General features: G+C 59.7%; 21 protein-coding genes. 12 read left to right on the top strand and 9 right to left on the bottom strand.

Translation table 11 applies throughout. From position 1 onward, the window contains the following. Positions 1-13: 13 nt before the first annotated feature. Positions 14-2,263 (bottom strand): TonB-dependent hemoglobin/transferrin/lactoferrin family receptor, encoded by a 2,250-nt coding sequence (locus CHN51_RS08140; RefSeq protein ID WP_100093568.1) that lies wholly within the window; start codon positions 2,261-2,263, stop codon positions 14-16. Between the two features lie 253 nt (positions 2,264-2,516). On the opposite strand from CHN51_RS08140, the gene CHN51_RS08135 reads away from it, so the two are divergent. Genes CHN51_RS08135 through CHN51_RS08125 form a run of 3 tightly spaced genes read left to right on the top strand, consistent with a single transcriptional unit; the run spans position 2,517 to position 4,484 of the window. Further along, complete coding sequence (locus CHN51_RS08135; protein ID WP_164089048.1) at positions 2,517-3,119, top strand: PadR family transcriptional regulator; 603 nt, start codon at positions 2,517-2,519, stop codon at positions 3,117-3,119. After that, a complete protein-coding gene (locus tag CHN51_RS08130) occupies positions 3,106-3,606 on the top strand; it encodes a hypothetical protein (RefSeq protein WP_100093566.1) in 501 nt (166 codons plus the stop codon). Before CHN51_RS08135 ends, CHN51_RS08130 begins: the two co-directional genes overlap by 14 nt. Next, positions 3,603-4,484 (top strand): metal-dependent hydrolase, encoded by an 882-nt coding sequence (locus tag CHN51_RS08125; protein ID WP_100093565.1) that lies wholly within the window; start codon positions 3,603-3,605, stop codon positions 4,482-4,484. Before CHN51_RS08130 ends, CHN51_RS08125 begins: the two co-directional genes overlap by 4 nt. Positions 4,485-4,507: 23 nt before the next feature. Here CHN51_RS08125 and arsB read toward each other — a convergent pair whose 3' ends face one another. The 4 genes from arsB to CHN51_RS08105 are packed head-to-tail and all read right to left on the bottom strand — an operon-like array spanning position 4,508 to position 6,866. Continuing rightward, positions 4,508-5,578, bottom strand: coding sequence for an ACR3 family arsenite efflux transporter (gene arsB / locus CHN51_RS08120; RefSeq protein WP_100093564.1), 1,071 nt, complete (start codon positions 5,576-5,578; stop codon positions 4,508-4,510). 3 nt (positions 5,579-5,581) lie between these two features. After that, a complete protein-coding gene (locus CHN51_RS08115; protein ID WP_100093563.1) occupies positions 5,582-6,088 on the bottom strand; it encodes an arsenate reductase ArsC in 507 nt (168 codons plus the stop codon). After that, complete coding sequence (locus CHN51_RS08110; protein ID WP_100093562.1) at positions 6,085-6,540, bottom strand: ArsI/CadI family heavy metal resistance metalloenzyme; 456 nt, start codon at positions 6,538-6,540, stop codon at positions 6,085-6,087. The genes CHN51_RS08115 and CHN51_RS08110 overlap by 4 nt, the downstream gene beginning before the upstream one ends. Next, positions 6,537-6,866, bottom strand: a complete 330-nt coding sequence (locus CHN51_RS08105) for a metalloregulator ArsR/SmtB family transcription factor (RefSeq protein WP_100095481.1) — start codon at positions 6,864-6,866, stop codon at positions 6,537-6,539. Before CHN51_RS08105 ends, CHN51_RS08110 begins: the two co-directional genes overlap by 4 nt. 140 nt (positions 6,867-7,006) lie before the next feature. Between CHN51_RS08105 and CHN51_RS08100 the strand changes: the two genes are divergently transcribed. Continuing rightward, positions 7,007-7,879, top strand: coding sequence for an alpha/beta hydrolase (locus tag CHN51_RS08100; RefSeq protein WP_100095480.1), 873 nt, complete (start codon positions 7,007-7,009; stop codon positions 7,877-7,879). A gap of 266 nt (positions 7,880-8,145) precedes the next feature. Here CHN51_RS08100 and CHN51_RS08095 read toward each other — a convergent pair whose 3' ends face one another. Both CHN51_RS08095 and CHN51_RS08090 read right to left on the bottom strand, forming a co-directional pair. After that, positions 8,146-9,717: a cisplatin damage response ATP-dependent DNA ligase gene (locus tag CHN51_RS08095; RefSeq protein ID WP_100093561.1), complete on the bottom strand. Its 1,572-nt coding sequence runs from the start codon at positions 9,715-9,717 to the stop codon at positions 8,146-8,148. Continuing rightward, complete coding sequence (locus tag CHN51_RS08090; RefSeq protein ID WP_100093560.1) at positions 9,717-10,718, bottom strand: ligase-associated DNA damage response exonuclease; 1,002 nt, start codon at positions 10,716-10,718, stop codon at positions 9,717-9,719. Before CHN51_RS08090 ends, CHN51_RS08095 begins: the two co-directional genes overlap by 1 nt. Before the next feature lie 18 nt (positions 10,719-10,736). Here CHN51_RS08090 and CHN51_RS08085 point away from each other — a divergent pair, with 18 nt between their 5' ends. The 3 genes from CHN51_RS08085 (at position 10,737) to ribH (ending at position 13,624) form a co-directional block, all read left to right on the top strand. Further along, a complete protein-coding gene (locus tag CHN51_RS08085) occupies positions 10,737-11,312 on the top strand; it encodes a hypothetical protein (RefSeq protein ID WP_100093559.1) in 576 nt (191 codons plus the stop codon). Between the two features lie 379 nt (positions 11,313-11,691). Continuing rightward, positions 11,692-13,008, top strand: coding sequence for a 3,4-dihydroxy-2-butanone-4-phosphate synthase (gene ribB / locus CHN51_RS08080; protein ID WP_100093558.1), 1,317 nt, complete (start codon positions 11,692-11,694; stop codon positions 13,006-13,008). Positions 13,009-13,201: 193 nt separating this feature from the next. Next, entirely contained in the window at positions 13,202-13,624 is a 423-nt protein-coding gene (gene ribH / locus CHN51_RS08075) for a 6,7-dimethyl-8-ribityllumazine synthase (RefSeq protein ID WP_100093557.1), read from the top strand. A 42-nt stretch (positions 13,625-13,666) separates the two neighbouring features. Here the strand turns inward: ribH and CHN51_RS08070 are convergent, their stop codons facing one another. After that, positions 13,667-14,185 (bottom strand): hypothetical protein, encoded by a 519-nt coding sequence (locus CHN51_RS08070; RefSeq protein WP_100093556.1) that lies wholly within the window; start codon positions 14,183-14,185, stop codon positions 13,667-13,669. A gap of 188 nt (positions 14,186-14,373) precedes the next feature. Then, positions 14,374-14,940: a type 1 glutamine amidotransferase domain-containing protein gene (locus tag CHN51_RS08065; RefSeq protein ID WP_100093555.1), complete on the bottom strand. Its 567-nt coding sequence runs from the start codon at positions 14,938-14,940 to the stop codon at positions 14,374-14,376. Between the two features lie 250 nt (positions 14,941-15,190). Between CHN51_RS08065 and CHN51_RS08060 the strand changes: the two genes are divergently transcribed. The 5 genes from CHN51_RS08060 (at position 15,191) to CHN51_RS08045 (ending at position 19,509) form a co-directional block, all read left to right on the top strand. After that, complete coding sequence (locus CHN51_RS08060; protein ID WP_100093554.1) at positions 15,191-15,685, top strand: DNA starvation/stationary phase protection protein; 495 nt, start codon at positions 15,191-15,193, stop codon at positions 15,683-15,685. A gap of 33 nt (positions 15,686-15,718) precedes the next feature. Beyond that, a complete protein-coding gene (locus CHN51_RS20310; RefSeq protein WP_276308615.1) occupies positions 15,719-15,844 on the top strand; it encodes a hypothetical protein in 126 nt (41 codons plus the stop codon). A 178-nt stretch (positions 15,845-16,022) separates the two neighbouring features. Next, positions 16,023-17,021: a glycerophosphodiester phosphodiesterase family protein gene (locus CHN51_RS08055; protein WP_100093553.1), complete on the top strand. Its 999-nt coding sequence runs from the start codon at positions 16,023-16,025 to the stop codon at positions 17,019-17,021. A 126-nt stretch (positions 17,022-17,147) separates the two neighbouring features. Continuing rightward, positions 17,148-18,065 (top strand): hypothetical protein, encoded by a 918-nt coding sequence (locus CHN51_RS08050; protein WP_100093552.1) that lies wholly within the window; start codon positions 17,148-17,150, stop codon positions 18,063-18,065. Then, positions 17,953-19,509 (top strand): DNA polymerase Y family protein, encoded by a 1,557-nt coding sequence (locus CHN51_RS08045; RefSeq protein WP_240616913.1) that lies wholly within the window; start codon positions 17,953-17,955, stop codon positions 19,507-19,509. Before CHN51_RS08050 ends, CHN51_RS08045 begins: the two co-directional genes overlap by 113 nt. The last annotated feature ends 42 nt before the right edge of the window (positions 19,510-19,551 follow it).

Here is a 19,551-nt window from a genome sequence, read left to right as displayed (position 1 = left end):
CTCCCCCTTAGAATTAGAATGATATGCTGAGCGAAACGCTGGCGTTGCGGCCCGGCTGCGTGAAGGCGTCGATGATCGGCGATGTTGCCTCCAGCCCCCGGACGCTGCTCCAGACCCAGTATTTCTTGTCGGTGATGTTGAAAATGCCGGCCCGCAGTTTGAAATTCTCGGCGATCCGGACAAAGGCCGTCGCGTCGACGATCAGGGATTCGTCCGGGCGGAAACAGGCCGCGCTGCAGACACCGGTCGTCTCGTTGAATTCCTTTTGTGCATTATAGCTGAAAATCAGTTCCCCCCCGAAGGCACCGGTCGGTTCGCGATAGCCCAGGCCCAAAATCGCGTTGATCGGATCAACGGTACCCAGCGATGCCGGCGGATTGTTCGGCGACTTCACCGTGCCGTCTGCAAAAGCAACGGCGAAGCGGGCGCGGAAGCCGTTGTCGGCTTCATAGCTGGCCTTGGCCTCGACACCCTTGACCGTCACATCATCGAGATTGATGAACTGGTAGATGGCCGGATCGGTTGGCGTGAAGCTGCCGCCAACCACTTCCTGGCTGATGAAGTCGGAATAGTCCGCGGTAAAGGCGGTCAGCGACAATCCGACCTGGTCGGTTGCATAGCGGATACCGGCCTCGAAACTGTCGCTGGTTTCCGGACCGAGATCGGGATTGGCCGCCGATGTGTAGCCGAAGGCAAGATTTTCAAAGAAATTATTGACCTGGCTGGGCGTCGGCGCGCGGAAACCGCGGGCATAGTTGCCGAACAGGCGGATATCACCGAGCTTGACCACCGCGCCGAGCTTGGGCGACAGTTTCGATCCGTCCTGCGCGCTGGGCGTAAAGCTCGGCAGCAGCGGATCGTCGGTCGGGTCGAGATCGTAAAAATCATAGCGCAGCGCCGGATAGAGCGTCACCATACCATCGGCAAATTCGATCGCGTCGCCGATATAGAAGCCGCCCAGGGTGAAATCCGTCTTGGGAAAGGCGCGGGTCGGGAATGTTTCTCCGAACGGAGGCTCGGTGCCGTCGCGCAGACCTTCCTGCTCGGTCTTGCTGATATCGCCGCCGAAGGTGATCGTATGCTTGACCGTGCCGGTGCTGAAGGTCGAGCGGAATTCGGCCACCGCGCCGAGAACTTCATTGTCAAATGTGTTCAGCCGTTCCCGGTCGGGGCGCGGGGTGGCGGAGGTCGGGGTGCGTTCCTCGAGCGCGAATTGCCGGTCGCTGCCGTCCTGCCAATATGCGGCGAGATGGGCATAGTCGATAAAGCCGGACCCTTCTTCACCCGCATCATAGGTATAGTCGAGCGAAACGCGGCTGCGCTTGGTTTCGTCCTGTGCGGTCAGATTGTCGACGATCCAGCTCGGCGTGGGGCCGAACAGAAAGACCGGACCGCGGCCCGACAATATGTCCGAGGCAATCTCGCGCTCGAGATATTCGCCGGTCAGGCGGATCTTGTGGGTGCCATCGTCCCAGACCAGCTTGCCGAGAAAGGCGTTGGACTCGCCCTCCTGCGGATTGGGGGTGGTGCGGGTCGCGTCTTCCGTGTCGATCGTGCCCTTGTTGTCCAGCTCTTGGAAATCCCGCCGCGAATAGGCCAGCATCGCCGAAAAATCGCCGGTCTGTCCGGCCAGCGCTATGGTCTCGGAAAATTCCTGATCCTCGGAACTATATTGCGCCCGGGCAAAGCCACCAAAGCTGTTGCCCTCGCTGATGAAGTCCACGGGGTCGGAAGTGATGAAGCTGACCGCGCCGGACAGGCCGTCGCTGCCGTAGAGCGCTGAAGCGGGGCCGCGCAGGATTTCGACCGACTTGATCAGGCCGACGTCGGTCGCATTGCCGCGCCCGACTTCCTGCGCGCCGAAAGTATAGCCCTGGGGAGAACGGATGCCGTCGACCTGAATGAGCACCCGGTTGCCGCCAATGCCGCGGATATTGAAATCCTCGTTGCCGGCCCGGCCCGTCGTGCCGAGCGCCGCGCCGAAGCGCGCGGGAGCACGGCGCACCGTGACACCCGGTTCGAACCGCACGATATCGCGGACATCGGTCGCCATTTCGTCGGCCATCTGTTCCTGGTCGATAACGGTGACTGTGGCGGGAGCATCTTCTACCTCGACCGGAGAGCGGGTCGCCGTGACCGTGATCGTGTTGTCATCCGCGAAACCGGAAGCATCGTCACCCGCGGCCATCGCCGCCTGGGAAAAGCCTAATGCCAGAAAACTGCATGTAAATGCGGCTCCCCGATGACGGAAGTTCGGTCTCATGAATTATGCCCCTGTTTAATGATAATGCGAATGATTCTCATTCTTAATTAAGGGGCATGGATGCAACCTGTCAAACGATAATTAGAAATTAAGCAAAAAGGCCGGATTTTCGCCGATGCGAGTTGTGGCGATCAGAAGACAGGAACCGAGACGCGCATGGCATCAAGTCCAAGCCGCGTACCTCAATCACTTTATTGACTAATATTCAACTTATGTCATATATATGAAACTAGTGGAATATGGGAGAGGCCTGATGTCCTTGAAATATGCAATTCTGGTCTGTCTTTCTGACGGGCCAAAATCGGGCTATGACATTGCCAAGCAGTTTGACGAGAAGACCGGCTTTTTCTGGCGCGCACGCCATTCGCAAATTTATCGTGAACTGGGAAAGATGAAGGACAATGACTTGGCCCGGGCCGAGGAAGTCGAGCAGACCGGCAAACCCAACCGAATCGTCTTCACCATCACCGAAGCAGGCCGAACGGCCTTGCTGCAATGGTCCCGCGAACCCTCCGAACCACAGGTTCTGAAGGATGATTTTCTGGTTCAGCTCTACGGCATTGAAGCGATCGATCTGGATGCGCTGCGCCGCAATCTGCTGTTGCGGCTTGAACGGCATCAGGACCGCCACGCCGAATATCTGGTGAAACAGAAACTGCTGGAAAATGGCAATTCGCTTGGAGATCTCGGGCGGCAACTGGCTCTCGATGTCGGAATCCGTTGGGAACATGAATGGATGGACTGGTGTACAAAGGCGCTGGAAAAGCTGCATCCCGACGCGCTGGCTGACGCGCGGGCCACAACAACGAATATCATTCCGATGGATATGGGGGAGACGAGAAATGCTGAGCGATAAACGCCGGGCCTTGCTGGTTTTAAACGGGGTCGGGCTGTTGCTGTCTGCGGCGCTGAGCGGCTGGCTCTATTTTTTCTTCCTGCTGGGAGCGCTTGACCTGTGGCCTCTGTTTACCGACATTCCGGTGGAAATAGGGGGCGATCGCCGCGCTTGGAACATGGCGCATCTTGAAGGCATCACCAATGGCCTGATCCTCATCGCGCTGGCCGCTGCGGCGCCCTTTGTCCGGCTGGGGCCGAAAGGTCAGACCTGGCTGTTCTGGTCCTCCCTGACCTATGCGTGGCTGTTCACCCTGCCCGCCATTGCCAATGCCCTATTCGGCACAAGGGGACTGGAATTTGGCGGGGGTCCCTTTGGCGGCGACGTGACGATCAACAATATCATCTATCTGTTCGGCTGGCCGCCGATCATCGCTGTTCACATCGGCTTCGGCCTGTTTGCCTGGGGCGCGTGGCAAAAATATAGATCGCTGGAGTCCGGCGCATGAACGCACCGACCAGACAGCCGCCGCAGACCGGCGAGATCATCGTTCGCGCTATTCCCTTTGCCTTTGCCGAGAATATCGATCCGGCATGGCATCCGGATCGACGGGAATGGAGCCATATGGCGAACGGCGCGTCTCTGACCATGCCCTATCTTGAGCCTTTTCTGATCAAGACGGTCCGCGAGGCTCTGAAAAAAGCGAGCAACCCGCAGCTGAAGCAGGACGTTCACGGATTCATTGCGCAGGAAGGCAATCATTTCCAGAACCACCGCCGCTATAATGAAATATTGAAACGCAATTATCCGGAACTGGCCGATGTCGAAAGCGAAATGGCGGTGGACTACAAGCGGTTGCAGACCAAGAGCCTGCGGTGGCGTCTTGCCTATACCGCCGGTTTTGAAACCATGACCATGGGCATAACCGAATGGCTGATCGGGGATCGGCGCAACCTGTTCAACAATGCCGACCCCTCGGTTGCATCGCTGATCCTGTGGCACATGGTGGAGGAAACCGAGCATAAAAATGTCGCTTATGATCTCTATCAGCATCTCTATGGCCAATATTGGCCCCGCGCCTGGGGTTTGGTCTACGCGAGCTGGCATGTCGCCTGGTCGAGCCGCAAGGGATATCGGCGCATGCTGAAACGCGACAGATTATGGAACCGCCCGGCCAGCCGGTTGCGGCTCTGGGCCATGGTGATACGCTTTCTGTTCAAGGCCTCACCCGCCATGTTGCGCTCACTGGTGCCCGGCTATCATCCCGGCAAGGTGACGGACCCCGAGTGGGTGGCCCGCTGGACCAGCGCCTATGCCGGTCTCCCGGAGGATGCGATCCCTCTGCTCGACACAAGCGATCCGGAGATCCCGGCACAATTTGCGTAACAACAGACCGAGTGCTTGCCCCTTTATCCGTCCGGCGCGAATCTGCTCCGGGTCCGGTTGGCTATGGCGACCAGCGACAGCATCACCGGCACTTCCACCAGCACGCCGACCACGGTGGCGAGCGCCGCGCCGCTGCCCAGTCCGAACACGCCGATGGCCACGGCCACGGCCAGTTCGAAGAAATTGGATGTCCCGATCAGCGCGCAGGGTGCCGCGACATTGTGCGGCACTTTCCACGCCCAGGCGGCGGCATAGCTGACGAAGAATATGCCATAGCTCTGGATGATGATCGGCACCGCGATCAGCGCGATCAGCAGCGGCTGGGTCACGATGGTCTGCGCCTGAAAGGCGAACAGCAGCACCACCGTCAGCAACAGCCCCAAGACGGACAAGGGCTTGACCCGGTCGGTAAAGGCGGTGACGGCCGCTTCCCCGCTGCCGGACCGGGCGAGCAGTGTGCGGCGGGTCAGCGCCCCGGCGACCAGCGGAATGACGACATAAAGCAATACCGACAGCAGCAAAGTCTCCCATGGCACGGCGATATCGGCAACGCCGAGCAGCAGCGCGACAATCGGCGCAAAGGCGAAGATCATGATGATATCGTTCACCGACACCTGCACCAGCGTATAGGCGGGATCGCCCCTGGTCATCTGCGACCAGACGAAGACCATCGCCGTGCAGGGCGCAGCGCCGAGCAGGATCAGGCCGGCGATATATTGTTGCGCATCATCGGCGGACATCAGCCCGGCAAATATATATTGAAAGAATAATACCGCCAGCGCCGCCATGGTGAAGGGTTTGATCAACCAATTGACGACGATGGTGATGAACAGGCCCTTCGGCTTTTCGCCGATATGCCTGAGGCTGGCAAAATCGACGCCGACCATCATCGGGTAGATCATCGCCCAGATCAGCACCGCAACCACGAGATTGACCGAGGCATATTCGAGGCGGGCGAGGATCGCGACCGCATCGGGCGCCATATTGCCGATCAGGAGTCCCAGTAATATCGCGGCTCCGACCCAGAGCGACAACCATTTTTCGAACAGGCCGAGCCCGGCATCCGCCGGGCTCTCAAGGGGTTGCGTTGCCATGTCTCAAGCTCCGATTTTCTCTGCGCCGATTTCCCGGAGCCGGTTCTGCAGGCTCATCTTGTCAATGCTTTCCAGCGGCAAGGCCAGAAACAGGCTGATCCGGTTGAACATCATCCGATAGGCTTCGGTGAAGGCCGCGCGCTTCTCGGCCTCGCTGCCGGTTGCCGCGGCGGGATCGGCTATGCCCCAATGGGCGGTCATCGGCTGACCCGGCCACACCGGACAGGTCTCGCCGGCGGCATTGTCGCAGACGGTGAAGACAAAATCGAGCGCGGGCGCATCCGCTCCTGCAAATTCGTCCCAGTTCTTGGAGCGCAGCCCGGCCACAGGATGTCCCATGGTTTCGAGCAGATCGAGCGCATAGGGATGAACCCGTCCGGCCGGATTGCTGCCAGCACTCAGGGCATTGAACCGTCCTTTGCCCTCGCGCTGTAAAATCGATTCCGCCAATATCGAGCGGGCAGAATTGCCGGTACAGAGAAACAGCGCGTTATAGATTTTGTCGCTCATGACAGGGCGGCTTTCGAAGGCGCGCAGCAGCTGGTTTCGGCGGCATTGCGCGACACGGCAGACAGTTCGGGCGAATCGCCATAGACGACGGATTCACCGTCGGTGTAAAAGGCTTCCCAGACGACGCCGTCGGGGTCGGCAATCCAGCTTTTTTCCGACTGGGCATAGCAGCAGGTGGTCTGCCCCTCTTCCAGCACGGGCGCGTCGGCCTTGCGCAGGCGGGTGAAGACCTGTTGAAGCTCTTCCGGATTTTCGGCCTGGATGCCGAGATGCTCGATGCCCTTGGCCGCATGATCTTCCGACGAGATCGCGAAATTCACACGCGGATCGTCGAGCATCCATTTGGCATAATCATCTTTGGTCACCGTCGGCTCGGCGTCAAACAGCGTCGAATAAAATTGGATCGAGGCGGCGAGATTATCCACGCCGACATGGATGTGCATCCGTTTCATGGGCAAAGCCTTTCGAGTTGGTTGGTAAGGGGCGCGCAATCCTCGCCGGAACAGCAATTTTCCAGCAGGAAGGCGACGAGGCCGTTCATCGCGGCGAGATTGGCGCGGTAGATGATCAGGCGGCTGTCGCGCTTTGACGAGACAAGATCGGCACGCGACAGGGTGGCCAGATGCGAGGACATGGTATTTTGCGGAACGTCCAGCCGCCTGGCGATCTCTCCCGCCGGCAGGCCGGCCGGTTCATGACGGACCAGCAGCCGGAAAACATCGAGCCGGGTATTTTGCGCGAGCGCACCGAGCGCCTCTATTGCCTTAATCGAATCCATATATCTATATATGTCGATATGTGGATGATTGTAAAGCATCAAATGCACGCCGGGCGGTTCTTTGTCTGACAGATGCTTGTCGAACCCCGTCGCGCCCAGTAGAGACGGGTTCAGATTTTCCTTTCCGGATGGAACCCCGCATGACCCTGATCGGCCCCGCCTCGCACAGCTATTTCTCGCAACGGCTCAAACTGCATTATGCGGACTGGGGCAATGAGGACAAGCCGCCGCTGATCCTGCTGCACGGCGGCAAGGACCATTGCCGCAACTGGGACTGGACGGCACAGGCTTTGCGCGACGACTGGCATATCATCTGTCCCGATGTTCGCGGCCATGGCGACAGCCAGTGGAGCACCGACGGCAATTACGCCAATATGGCGATGGTCACCGATCTGGCGCAGCTGATCCACCAGCTCGACCTGTCGCCGGTGACCATTGTCGCGCACAGCATGGGTGGCAATATCGCGCTGCGCTATACCGGCCTCTATCCCGACACGGTCCGCAAGCTGGTCGCGATCGAGGGGCTCGGCCCCAGCCCCGAGATGCTCGCCGAGCGCGAAAAGATCGGCCAGCTCCAGCGGGTGCGCAACTCGATCGAGGAAAAGCGCAAGGCCGCCGGCCGCCAGGTCAAACGCTATCCGACATTCGAGGACGCGCTCGGCCGGATGCAGGACGCCAACCAGCATCTGTCCGACGAACAGGCCCGCCATCTGACCACCCACGCGGTGATCCGCAACGAGGATGGCAGCTATAGCTGGAAATTCGATCCCTATGTGCAGCACTGGGACAGCATCGACCTGTCGCAGGACAGCATTCACGAATTGTGGGGCAATATCAGCTGCCCGACCCAGCTCCATTACGGCGCCGACAGCTGGGCCAGCAATCCGGAGAAAGACGGCCGCATGCAATATTTCGGCGACAATGTGACGGTGAAGGAATTTGCCGACGCCGGCCACTGGCTGCACCATGACCAGTTCAAGCTGTTTGTGGAGACGCTGAACGAGTTTCTGTAGAGATCCGGTCACTGCGTCTGGCTCAGCGACCATGAAAAGCGGGTGGCACCTTTTCACATTGGGAAACCCAAACCTTCTCCCTTGAGGGAGAAGGATACGAAGCCTTGCCACCGGAGCGTCAGCGCAGGCGGCTAGGCGCAGTTGGATGAGGGTGTTCTGCTGGTGGGCTGCTCTGCAACCAAAGTTCAGTACACCCTCACCCAGCTACGACTAGGCAGCAAGCTGCCAAGTCTGCACAACCCTCTCCCTTAAGGGAGAGGGGAATATCACGAAATCATCCCCTGCAATGTCGCGATCCGGTCCGCCTCTTCCGCCGGCTTGTCCTTGCGGATGCGGTGGATGCGCGGGAAGCGCATGGCGAGGCCGGATTTGTGGCGGCCGCTTTCGTGGATGGAATCGAAGGCCACTTCCAAGACCAGCGACTTCTTCACCTCGCGGACCGGGCCGAAGCGGTTCAAAGTATTCTGCCGGACGAAACGGTCGAGCCATTTCAGTTCCTCATCGGTGAAACCGGAATAGGCCTTGCCGACCGGCAACAGTTCGCCGTCCTCGGTCCAGCAACCGAATGTATAATCGGAATAGAAGGACGCCCGCCGCCCGTTGCCGCGCTGGGCATACATCATCACGCAGTCGGCGTTGAGCGGGTCGCGTTTCCATTTGTACCAGTGACCGGTGACACGGCCGGCGAGATAGGGGCTTTCGCGCCGCTTCAGCATGACGCCCTCAATCGCCGCGTCGCGAGCCCCGGCGCGCATCGCTTCCAGCGCGGTGAAATCATCGACATCGACCACGGCGGACAGATCGAAATGGTCCGCGTTGAGTTTGGGAACGAAGCTTTCGAGCCGATGGCGCCGTTCGTGCCAGGGCGACAGCCGCAGATCGTCATCCCCGTCCATCAGTAGATCATAGACCCGGACAAAGGCAGGAAATTCCTGCCGCATCTTTTTCGAGACCGTCTTGCGACCCAGCCTTTTCTGCAAGGCATTGAAACTGGCCGCCTCGCCGCCCTGATCGGTGCCGCGGACCAGCAGTTCGCCATCGATCACCCCGTCGCGGTCGAAGGCCTCGACAATGTCGGGGAAGGAGGCGCTGATATCATCGCCGCCGCGGCTGTAGAGCCGGGTCTCGCCACCCAAATGCACCGCCTGCACGCGAATGCCGTCCCATTTCCACTCGACCGCATATTGGTCGAGATCGAGACTGTCGCCCTCGAACGGGTGCGACAGCATGAACGGTCGAAAGAACGGTGTCGCCGAAAGATCGGGGCGGTCACCGCCCTGCTCCGCCCATTGAAAAAGCGCCTCATAAGGCGGATCGAGCGCGTGCCAGAGCTCTTCGACATCATCAAGCGCCACATCAAAGGCCTGCGCGAAAGCGGTCTTGGCCAGCCGCGCCGAGACACCGACCCGCATCCCGCCAACCGCCAGCTTGAGCAGCGCATAGCGACTGTTGCTATCCAGGCTGTCGAGCAAAGAGGCAACAATGTCGGGAGCGGTCGCACGATTGGCAGCGGACAGCGCCTGCACCACTTCGTCGATGCTCGGGTCGCTCTGTTCCCGCCCGTCCGCTTCGGGCCAGACCAGCGCCACGGTCTCGGCGGTATCACCGACATGATGGCGCGACAGGCGGAACAGTTCGGGGTCAATCCGCGTCCCCGCGAGATTGCGGATCGTCGCGGACTTCACCGCCGGAAAGTCGAGGCTGTCGGTCAGCGCCGCCAGCGCCCAGCCGCGATCGGGATCGGGCGTTTCGCGCAAATAGGTAGAGATCGCCGCCAGCTTGGCGTTGCGCGATCTTGTGTAGATCAGGCTGTCGATCAGGGCGGCAAAGCGGCGCATCAGCCGTCATCCCCTTCTTCGCGCCCGACCATCGCCAGCGCGCGCGCCTTGATCTGGTGCAGCTCGCACCAGCGCAGCAGGCCGTCTTCGCTGCCATGGGTGATCCAGGTTTCCCTCGGCGCCAGTTCGCGGATCGTCTCGGTCAGCTCGTCCCAGTCGGCATGGTCGGAAATGACCAAGGGGATCTCGACGCCGCGCTGCCGCGCCCGCCCGCGCACCCGCATCCAGCCCGACGCCATGGCGGTCACCGGATTGGGCAACCGGCGGCTCCATTTGTCGGTCAGCGCCGAGGGCGGCGCGATGATGATCTGGCCGCGCATCTCCTCCTTCGGCGTGTCCATCACCAGCCGCAATTCGCCCAGCGACACGCCGAGTTCCTCATAAAGTTCGCACATCCGGACCTGCGCGCCGTGCAGATAGATCGGCTTGTCCCAGCCCGCCCGGCGGAGCTCGGCAATCACCCGCTGCGCCTTGCCCAGCGCATAGGCGCCGACGAGGATGCTGCTGTCCGGCTCCGCTTCCAGCCGCGCGAAGATCTTGGCGATTTCGCCCGCGATCGGCGGATGCTGGAACACCGGCAAGCCAAAGGTCGCCTCGGTAATGAAAATATCGCACGGCACCAGCTCGAACGGCGCGCAAGTCGGATCGGGGCGGCGCTTGTAATCGCCGGTAACGACCACCCGCTCGCCCTGATATTCCATCAGCACCTGCGCCGAGCCCAGCACATGGCCCGCCGAATGCAGGCTGAACCGCACCCCGCCACGCTCGAACCCCTCGCCATAATCAATCGCCGTTCCCGCCTCGGTCCCATAGCGCAAGCCCATGATCGCCAGCGTCTCCGGCGTCGCCCACACATCCCCATGCCCGCCGCGCGCATGGTCGGCATGGCCGTGGGTGACTACTGCGTGCTTCTGCGGTGTGGAGGGATCGATCCAGACGTCGGCCGGGCGAACGTAGATGCCCTGCGGATGCGGCTCGATCCAGTGTTTCGCTTTTGCCATGGGCTAATAGCGTATCGGATGGTGAAAGGTTCCGCCAAGGGAAAAGGGGAAGTGGTGGTATCGATCAATCAAAGCCCCTCCTCATCAAAGGAGAAGCTAAAAATAGTGCTCAGAATTGAGTGCGCTGCCACCCTGATTTTACAGAATCCTAGCGTCCGCAATATCCCGAAAGCGGACGATTGCAGAATTGCCGCCTCACAGTTAAACTGTTTCGATATGAGTAAATACGCAAAGATAGAAGCCGCTCTCAAAACTCTATTTCTTCATGATGAGGCTTGGATAATTGGCGTATCGCACAACGATGGTTTCTTTGTTTTGGATATCGACACCGCTATGGGTGAACCCGGAAGCGAAGGAACAAAACACGGAGAGTACCGACCGTACGAAAAATTTCGTCTTACTTTCAAGCAACTTGCAAGCGTCGAAGATGAAATCGAATATTTCCGTACTCCCGGAGATGATGATCTCGCAGAGATCGAACACTATGAACTAACGGAGTGTATTGAGACGCAAACTGCTTCACTCAGCTTGCAGACAAACAATGGGGAACTCCTGATCAAATTTGGAAGCTTCGAACTCACGAAACTAAAATAGTGTGGCGCAGTTCCAATGTCCGCAACATCCCTATTGGTATTACGGTGACAGGTGCAATAACCCCTAAACACAAGCTATTCCACATGACGGTGACAGTGCCCCTAAGTTCCAAACCACACCCCTCTTTCCTACATCACGCCACCAATGCTAACACGCGACTATGACCCAAACACCTGCAAATCCGCGCCCAAACCGGCCCAATGACCGCTTTCATCAACCAGCAGATTTTCAATTCTATAACCCTGTAAAATGTGTAAAGTTTGAAATATAATTTCCCGGCCGGCAACACAGCATGTGACCCCAATGTGATATTTACCCTAGACCGGTCACATTACAATGTGATAATCGATTCGCAACATCACATTGAAAGGCCGAGTCCATGAGCAAAATCCTGATTGAGCAACTGATCGAACTGATCGATTCCGGCGAAGAAACCCGTGCTGGCCTCGCCCGTGCTGCCGGCCTCCATGCCAACAGCCTGCGCAGCCTGGGTCAGGATGACTGGAACCCGACGGCGGAAACGCTCGGCAAGCTGGAGACCTATCTGGCGCGCGGCGGCAGCGGGGTCATGGCATCGGCAGAAGAGATTATCAACGAAGCGCGCAACGGGCGGATGTATATCCTAGTCGATGACGAGGACCGCGAGAATGAGGGCGATCTGATCATTCCGGCGCAGATGGCGACCCCCGACGCGATTAACTTCATGGCCAAATATGGTCGCGGGCTGATCTGTCTGGCGATGACGCGGGACCGGGTCGAGGAACTGGGCCTTGACATGATGAGCCAGAACAATCGCGGCGCCTATGAGACCGCCTTCACCATTTCGATCGAGGCGCGCGACGGCGTCACCACCGGGATCAGCGCCGCCGACCGCGCGCGCACGGTTGCTGTCGCGATCGACCGGACCAAGGGCAAGGAAGAGATTGTCACCCCCGGCCATATCTTCCCGCTGCAGGCGCGCAACGGCGGCGTGCTGGTCCGTGCCGGTCACACCGAAGCGGCGGTCGATGTCTCCCGGCTTGCCGGCCTGAACCCGGCCGGCGTGATCTGCGAGATCATGAAGGACGACGGCGAGATGGCCCGGCTTGATGATCTGATCGAATTCGCCCAGCATCATGGCATGAAGATCGGCACGATCCGGGACCTGATTGCCTATCGCCTGCGCCACGACCATCTGACCGAACGCCGGGCAGAGGCCCGTTTCACCAGCCGCTGGGGCGGGGAATGGACGGCCATTACCTATTATAATATGGCGACCGAGAGCGAGCAGATCGTGCTGCAGAAGGGCCATGTCGACCCCGACAAACCGACTCTGGTGCGGATGCATGCCACGACGATGTTCCCCGACCTGTTTGCGCAGGACAACGGCCGCCCCAGCATGATCGAGGAATCCATGAGGATCATTGGCGAGGAAGGGGCCGGCGTGATCGTATTCATCAATCCGCGCCAGCCCGACTTTTTCTCTCAGCAGGTCCGCAGCCTGGCAGGCGGCAAGCCGCCACCGATGGACCAGCAGCGCGACTATGGCGTCGGCGCGCAGATCCTCAGTGAGCTTGGCGTCCATGATATGGAATTGCTGACCAACACCAGCCATGATCTGGTCGGGCTGGATGCTTATGGCCTGCGGATCGTCGGCCAGCGCGCGGTGCCGGGCAAGCAGGCCGGTGCAAATAGCGAGCGGTTGGAGACGGCCTGACAATCATAGCCCCCTCCTCTTCAGAGGAGGGGATCAAGGGGTGGTGGCGATGCGCAAGCATCGCTCGCGTCAGCGACCAACTATGGTACCATCGGAATTGGATGGAAAAACGAAGACCTGGTCTTTTACGAGAGAAACCACCCCAACCCCTCCTTTGAAAAGGAGGGGCTCTAGAAACAGAAAGAGACATAAAATGGCAAAATTCCTGATCGTCGAAGCGCGGTTCTACGACCATCTCAACGACATGCTGATCGAAGGCGCGACCGATGCGCTGAAGGCGGCGGGGCACGAGCATGAGGTCATCACCGTGCCCGGCGCGCTGGAAATTCCCGGCGCGATTTCGATGGCGATCGACAGCGAACAATATGACGGCTTTGTCGCGATCGGCGTGGTGATCCGCGGCGAGACCTATCATTTCGAGATTGTCGCCGGTGAAAGCGCGCGCGGTATCATGGCATTGACCATGGACGGGGCAGCGGTCGGCAACGGCATTATCACGACGGAAAATGAAGAGCAGGCGCTGGCCCGCGCGGACAAGACGCGAAAGAACAAGGGCGGCGAAGCGGCCCAGGCGGCTATCGCAATGTATGAGCTGGGATTGAAATTCAGCTCCTAGCAGCGGCAGGAACCCTGTCCTGCCGCCGCCAGGGCGATTGGCTTACTGGGTACCGGAAAGCGCGGCTTTGAACTGGTCTTCGGTCATCGTGATCGAAACACCGTCGGCCTGGGCCATGAAGGCTTCGACCGGCAGTTTGACCGGCACGCCTTCATGGTCGACAGTCACATATTCGGCGTCATTTTCCTGAATGGTACCGATGACGGCAGCACCGGTTACGGTTTTCACTTCGGTGCCCGGGGTCAGCGCAGCGAGCAGCTGGGCCCTGGCATCGGCCGCGGCTTTTTCCACCGCCGCATCGAGATCAACCTTGGTCATGGTGATCGAAACGCCATTTTCAGCCTTGGCAAATGCGTCCGGCGAAAGCGCCGCCTTGTTGGTACCGGTATCCACGACAACGGCACCACCGGCCACGGATTCCACCGTACCCACTGGCCCGCCATTGGGCCCGAATACCTTCATGCCGGCCTGGACGTCGACAGCGGGAGCTGCTTCTTGTGCCAGGGCCGGGGTCGCCGCGAGCAATGCAGCGCCGGTCACGAGGGTCAGAAAATTCTTCATATATTACTCCTTGGGGTTACAAAAATGGCATTTTTCCATACGAAATGCTGGCTAAAAAGCGACGGTCCCTTTTGTTAAGGTTATTGAGGCGAGTCGACGCAGAGGCAGGATAAAAGGCTAATCAGCCGTTATTTGCCGCTACAGGCCGGCCCGGAAAGAGCCGGCCCGAACGCCTCGCTACCCAATCATCAGGCCGCTTTTTTCGTACGCTTGTGGATGCCTTCTTTGACTTCCTCGATAATCTTGGCGCAAAATGCGTCGAGATCGCCGGGATCGCGCGAGGTGATCAGGCCGTTGTCGACCACCACTTCGCTGTCTTCAAATTTCGCGCCGGCATTGATCAGGTCGGTCTTGATCGAGGGATAGCCGGTGACATTGCGGCCCTGCACCAGATCCGCCTCGATCAGCAGCCATGGCGCGTGGCAGATGGCGGCGATCGGCTTGCCGGCATTGAAAAAGGCCTGCACGAAGTCGATGACCTTGTCCTCGACCCGCAATATGTCCGGGTTCATCTGTCCGCCGGGCAGGACCAGCGCGTCAAAATCGCTTTCTTTGGCATTATCGACGGTGATATCGACGTCGATGCTCTCGCCCCAGTCTTTTTCATCCCAGCTTTTGATCGAGCCGCTTTCCAGCGACACGATGGTGACATCCGCGCCGGCGTCGGCGAGCTGTTTTCTCGGTTCGAAAAGCTCCGATTTTTCAAAGCCGTCGGTGGCCAATATGGCTATTTTTGCGTTTGAAATGTTCGTCATTTCTGTCGTCCTTTCGTTGGGGGTTATGACAGGTCTACGCAACGGAAAGCGGATTGGTTCCCCGTTTTTCACCGGCGCTTCCCGGGCTGTTTCTGTCGCCCCCGCTCTTGGCGGCTATCGATAGGCAGGTTTTTCTGCCGATCTTTCCATCGGTTAAACGGAACCAATCGCGAGGCAGGGCGTAATCATGGTCAGGAACCGCGCTCCGCCCGTTCGTCGAGCGCACCAGAATGAAAGGAAGATTATAACAATGACCGCAACAATCAAATCTGCAGAACTTCGCGAGATGAAAAGCGACATCAAAAAGGCGGATCGTGCCACCATGGCAGAGAAGCTGGGCGAAGCTTTGGCCTCTACCTATGTGCTGTACCAGAAGACGCAGGCGGTGCACTGGAACGTGACCGGCCCGCAATTTCACGGCGTCCACAAGCTGACCGAAGCGCAATATGAAGATCTGGCGGCATCGATCGATGAAATCGCCGAAAGAATCCGGGCGCTCGGCGCGAAGACGCCGGTTGGCCTGTCCACCTATATCGAGAATAGCGCGATCAAGGACCAGGTCAAATATGGCGATGTCGAATCCATGCTCAAACAGCTTTCGGACGATACGCTCACCGTGGCCGACCAGATGCGCGAATTCGTCAAGACCGCCGAAGAGGCAGACGATGTTTTTACGGCGGATCTGCTGACTGCGCGGATCGGAGTGCTGGAAGAATCGTCGTGGATGCTGTCGGCCAGCATGTAGCCCGCGTCCGCCATTAAAATTCAGGAAAAAACTATGAAGAAACAATTGGACAAAACCAGAGCCCGCCAGGGCTTTACCACTCGCCACATGATCATCGTGCTGGGCCTGTCGACCGCATTGGCGGTCGTGGCGCTGGCCGCGGTGACGGGCTTTTTCTAGACCGGTTACAGGGTTGCCAAGTGCGACTTGCCCGCTTCTGCCTTGGCAGAAGCGGGTTTTTTTATGATCCTCAAACTGTCATGTTCCGGCCCTTTGGTCGCCCCCCAACCCGGGCGCAGACTTGCAAGCTTGACCAAAATGAAGAATATGGTCGCTCCTATCCGGGGGGAGCGGAGGAATGAGACGACTGGTTTTATTGGCAATATTATTGTTGCTCGGCGCGGGCGCCTATTTCATTATGAAACCCGATCCCGGCTATGCCAGCAAACAGACCGCCACCGACCTGCTTATCAGTCACAAAACCGCCGGCCTGGAATATCCTGAAAATGCCGAAGAAGGCTTCCGCGCCTCGCTCGCAATGGATGTCGAGGCAATCGAGATGGATGTGCATATGGTGCGGGATGGCCGCATCATTCTGCATCACGATCCGGTGCTGTCCGACTATAACTGTTTTGCCAAGGGGGACAAAACCCGTCTCATCGTCGCCCAACAAACGGTTGAGACTCTGGCTGCTCTCGATTGCATCAATCACAAGGTCAACGCCCGATACCGGATCGCCACGCTGGATCATTTTCTGGAAATCTACCGCAACACGGACCAAAGCAAAAAGCTGCTGATCGAAATCAAGGTCTGGGACGAACTGATCGAAAACAACCCGCTGCATGAGGGGCTGGATATCGGCAAGATGCATTATCCCGATGCCGAAGTCGTGCGCAGTGTCTATCGGCTGTTGCGACGCTTTCCCGAGGTAACCAATATCCAGTTCAACACGTTCAGTCGTGACCTGCTGCTGGAATTGCGCAAGCAGAAACGGCCCGACGAGCCTTTTGAATTCGGTTTGCTGTACAAGGGCTACTATAACCCCTTTGCCATGACGATCCCCGCACTGGTAACCGGCAACCAATGCTATGATTTTTGCTGGACCCCGGATTATGAGGAAGTCCGTGGCTGGCTGAATGACAATGATATCGACATTTTCATTCCGCATTTTGACCAGGCCACCAGCCTGCCCTTTCGCTGCGGATTTCAGCGCCATATCATGCAGGACAGTGGCGATCTGACGGTCATTCCCTGGACATTGAATGCGGCGAAGCAATGGTCGACATTCGAAGCGGGCAGCTTTGACGGCATTTTGACGGACAAGCCAACCGGCTATCGGGCGTGGGCCTCGGACTGAGCGGCGATCGGCCACGCGGCGATGATCTTGTCTGTCGGCGGATAATCCGCAAGAGGCATAGTCTGATCAGCGGGAATAAGGAGTCTGCTTGACCCCGTCCCGTTCTTCTCTAAATTAGAACATATCATGAACAATATCGATTCGGATTCGGGTCAGGCTCTTGGGCCTCCCCCGGACAACCCCTCTGCTGTGCCGCCGGCAACACCGGCGAAAGCCTCTGTCTTGCGGGCCCGGCTCGCCAAGATATTGGCGGCGTCGGGTGTCAGGACAGCGGAAGATGACGGTGCGCCCACGCATTTCGGCTTCGGAGTCGAGACGATTGATAGCGCCTTGCGCGGCAATGCGGGGGCTGATGGCCTGCCGCGCGCGGCGCTGCATGAACTGCATACCGCGAGCAAGGATGACCGGACCAGCACCGCGGCGATGGCGCTGCTGATGGCCCAGCGGTGCCGGAAGCTGGATCAGGAGGAACGACCGATATTGTGGATCAGCGAAAGCGGCGAAGCACGGCGGCAGGGCCGGCTCTATCCGCCGGGACTGGCGGAACTGGGGATTGATCCCGACAGCATCATCCATGTCGACGCGCCGGACAGCATCGCGGCGCTGCGCGCGGCTGCCGACGGTGTGCGGTCCTCGGCAATGGCGGCGGTGATTATCGAACTGGCGGGCAAGAAGCCGAAAGGCCTCGACATGACCGCTACCCGCCGCCTCTCCCTGTCAGCGCAAAAGTCCGGCGTGCTCAGTCTGGTCCTGCGCTCCGGCAGTGATCCGGACAATCCCCTGCCGACCGCTGCCTTCAGCCGCTGGTCAGTGGCTGCCGCCCCTTCGCTCGCGCTGGAGGCCAATGCTCCGGGTCATCCTGCTTTCGATATCAAATTGCTGCGTCATCGCAGCGGTCTTTACGGGCTGAGCGCCCGACTGGAGTGGAACCGTGAGAATCAAATCTTCCGCGAGCAGCAGAGCGAGCAGAGAGCGCCGGACACTGGCGCTGTCCCTGCCCTGGCTGCCGTCCGAGCGGATCATCAAGGCATACGGGCCGCCTGACCATCCCTTTGCGCTGACCGAGAAAATCCGCGGCGCGATGGTGATCATGGCGGCGGACCGGCAAGCCGTATCGCTGGGTCTCGGCCCGGGGATGAAGCTCGCCGACGCGCGGGCGCGGGTGCCAGATCTGCTTGCCTTTGACCATCAGCCGCTGGCCGACGCCGACCTGCTGTCACGGCTGGCCGAGGCCTGCGAGCGTTACACGCCGATGGTCGCGGTCGAGCCGCCTTATGCGCTGATCCTCGACATCACCGGCGCGGCCCATCTGCACGGCGATGAGGAAAGACTGGCACAGGATGCCGAGGACCGGCTTGATGCAGCGGGCTATAGCGCCTGCTGGGCTCTGGCCGGAACCGCCGATGCCGCATTGGCGCTGGCACGACATGGCCTGAAGGAAGGCGCGGAGGCCCAGCTGCCGGTGTCGGCGCTGGCCATGGACGCAAAGACCCACCAGTCGCTGGAACGGGCCGGGCTCTATCATATTGGCGATCTGGCCGAACGGCCGCGTGCCAATCTGGCGGCGCGGTTCGGGATGGAACTGACGGTCCGGCTGGACCGGATTCTCGGAATGGAAGACCGGCCGATCGACCCGCTGCGCCGGATCGGCAATGTCGTCACCGAACGCCGCTTTGCCGAACCGCTCACCCATATCGACGGCGCGCTCACCTGCCTGTCGGAACTGTTTGCCGAAGCATCAGAACGGCTCAACGAGCGCGGCCAGGGCGCGCGGATGATCCGGATGATGCTGTTCCGCTGCGATGGCGATGTCGCGCGGCTCGGGCTGGAGACCGGCGCGCCGACCCGCGATGCGGCCCTTTTCAAACGCCTGCTGCGCGAACGGATCGAGGCGCTCAACGACGAAATCAACCCCGGCTTCGGCTATGATCTGATCCGGCTGAGCATTGTCGCGTCGGAAGCACTGGCGCCGCAGCAGTTGCGGCTCGAGGGCGGAGAGGACCGGCGCGGCGATGAGGTCGCTCTGGTCAGCCAGCTCAGCACCAGAATGGGCCGTGACCGGGTGCAGAAATTTGCTGCCGCCGACAGCCATATTCCCGAACAGGGCCTGCTCGCATTGCCCGCGCTCAACGCCCCGCCGCCGGTGCCATGGCAGCGGCAGTCTCCCGACAATCCGCCGATGCGACCGCTGCACATGTTCGACCCGCCGCAGCGCGTGCAGGTGATCGCCGAAGTCCCCGACGGCCCGCCCTATCGCTTCACCTGGCGGCGCAAGAGCCACCAGGTGATGCGCTATGAAGGGCCCGAGCGCATCGCCTCGGAATGGTGGCAGCGCAAGGACGGGCAGCAACCCGGCAAAGGCGGTCTGACCCGCGACTATTATCGCGTCGAGGACGCCCGCGGCCGGCGCTACTGGCTGTTCCGGCACGGGCTTTATGGCGAGGAAAAAGCGAACCCGGACTGGTATGTGCATGGGCTGTTTGCTTGAGAAGCCTTCTCCCCTGAGGGGAGAAGGATACGGCGCCTTGCT

This window comes from Sphingorhabdus sp. YGSMI21 (assembly GCF_002776575.1).
GTDB lineage: Bacteria > Pseudomonadota > Alphaproteobacteria > Sphingomonadales > Sphingomonadaceae > Parasphingorhabdus.
This window is presented reverse-complemented; position numbering and strand designations above follow the sequence as displayed.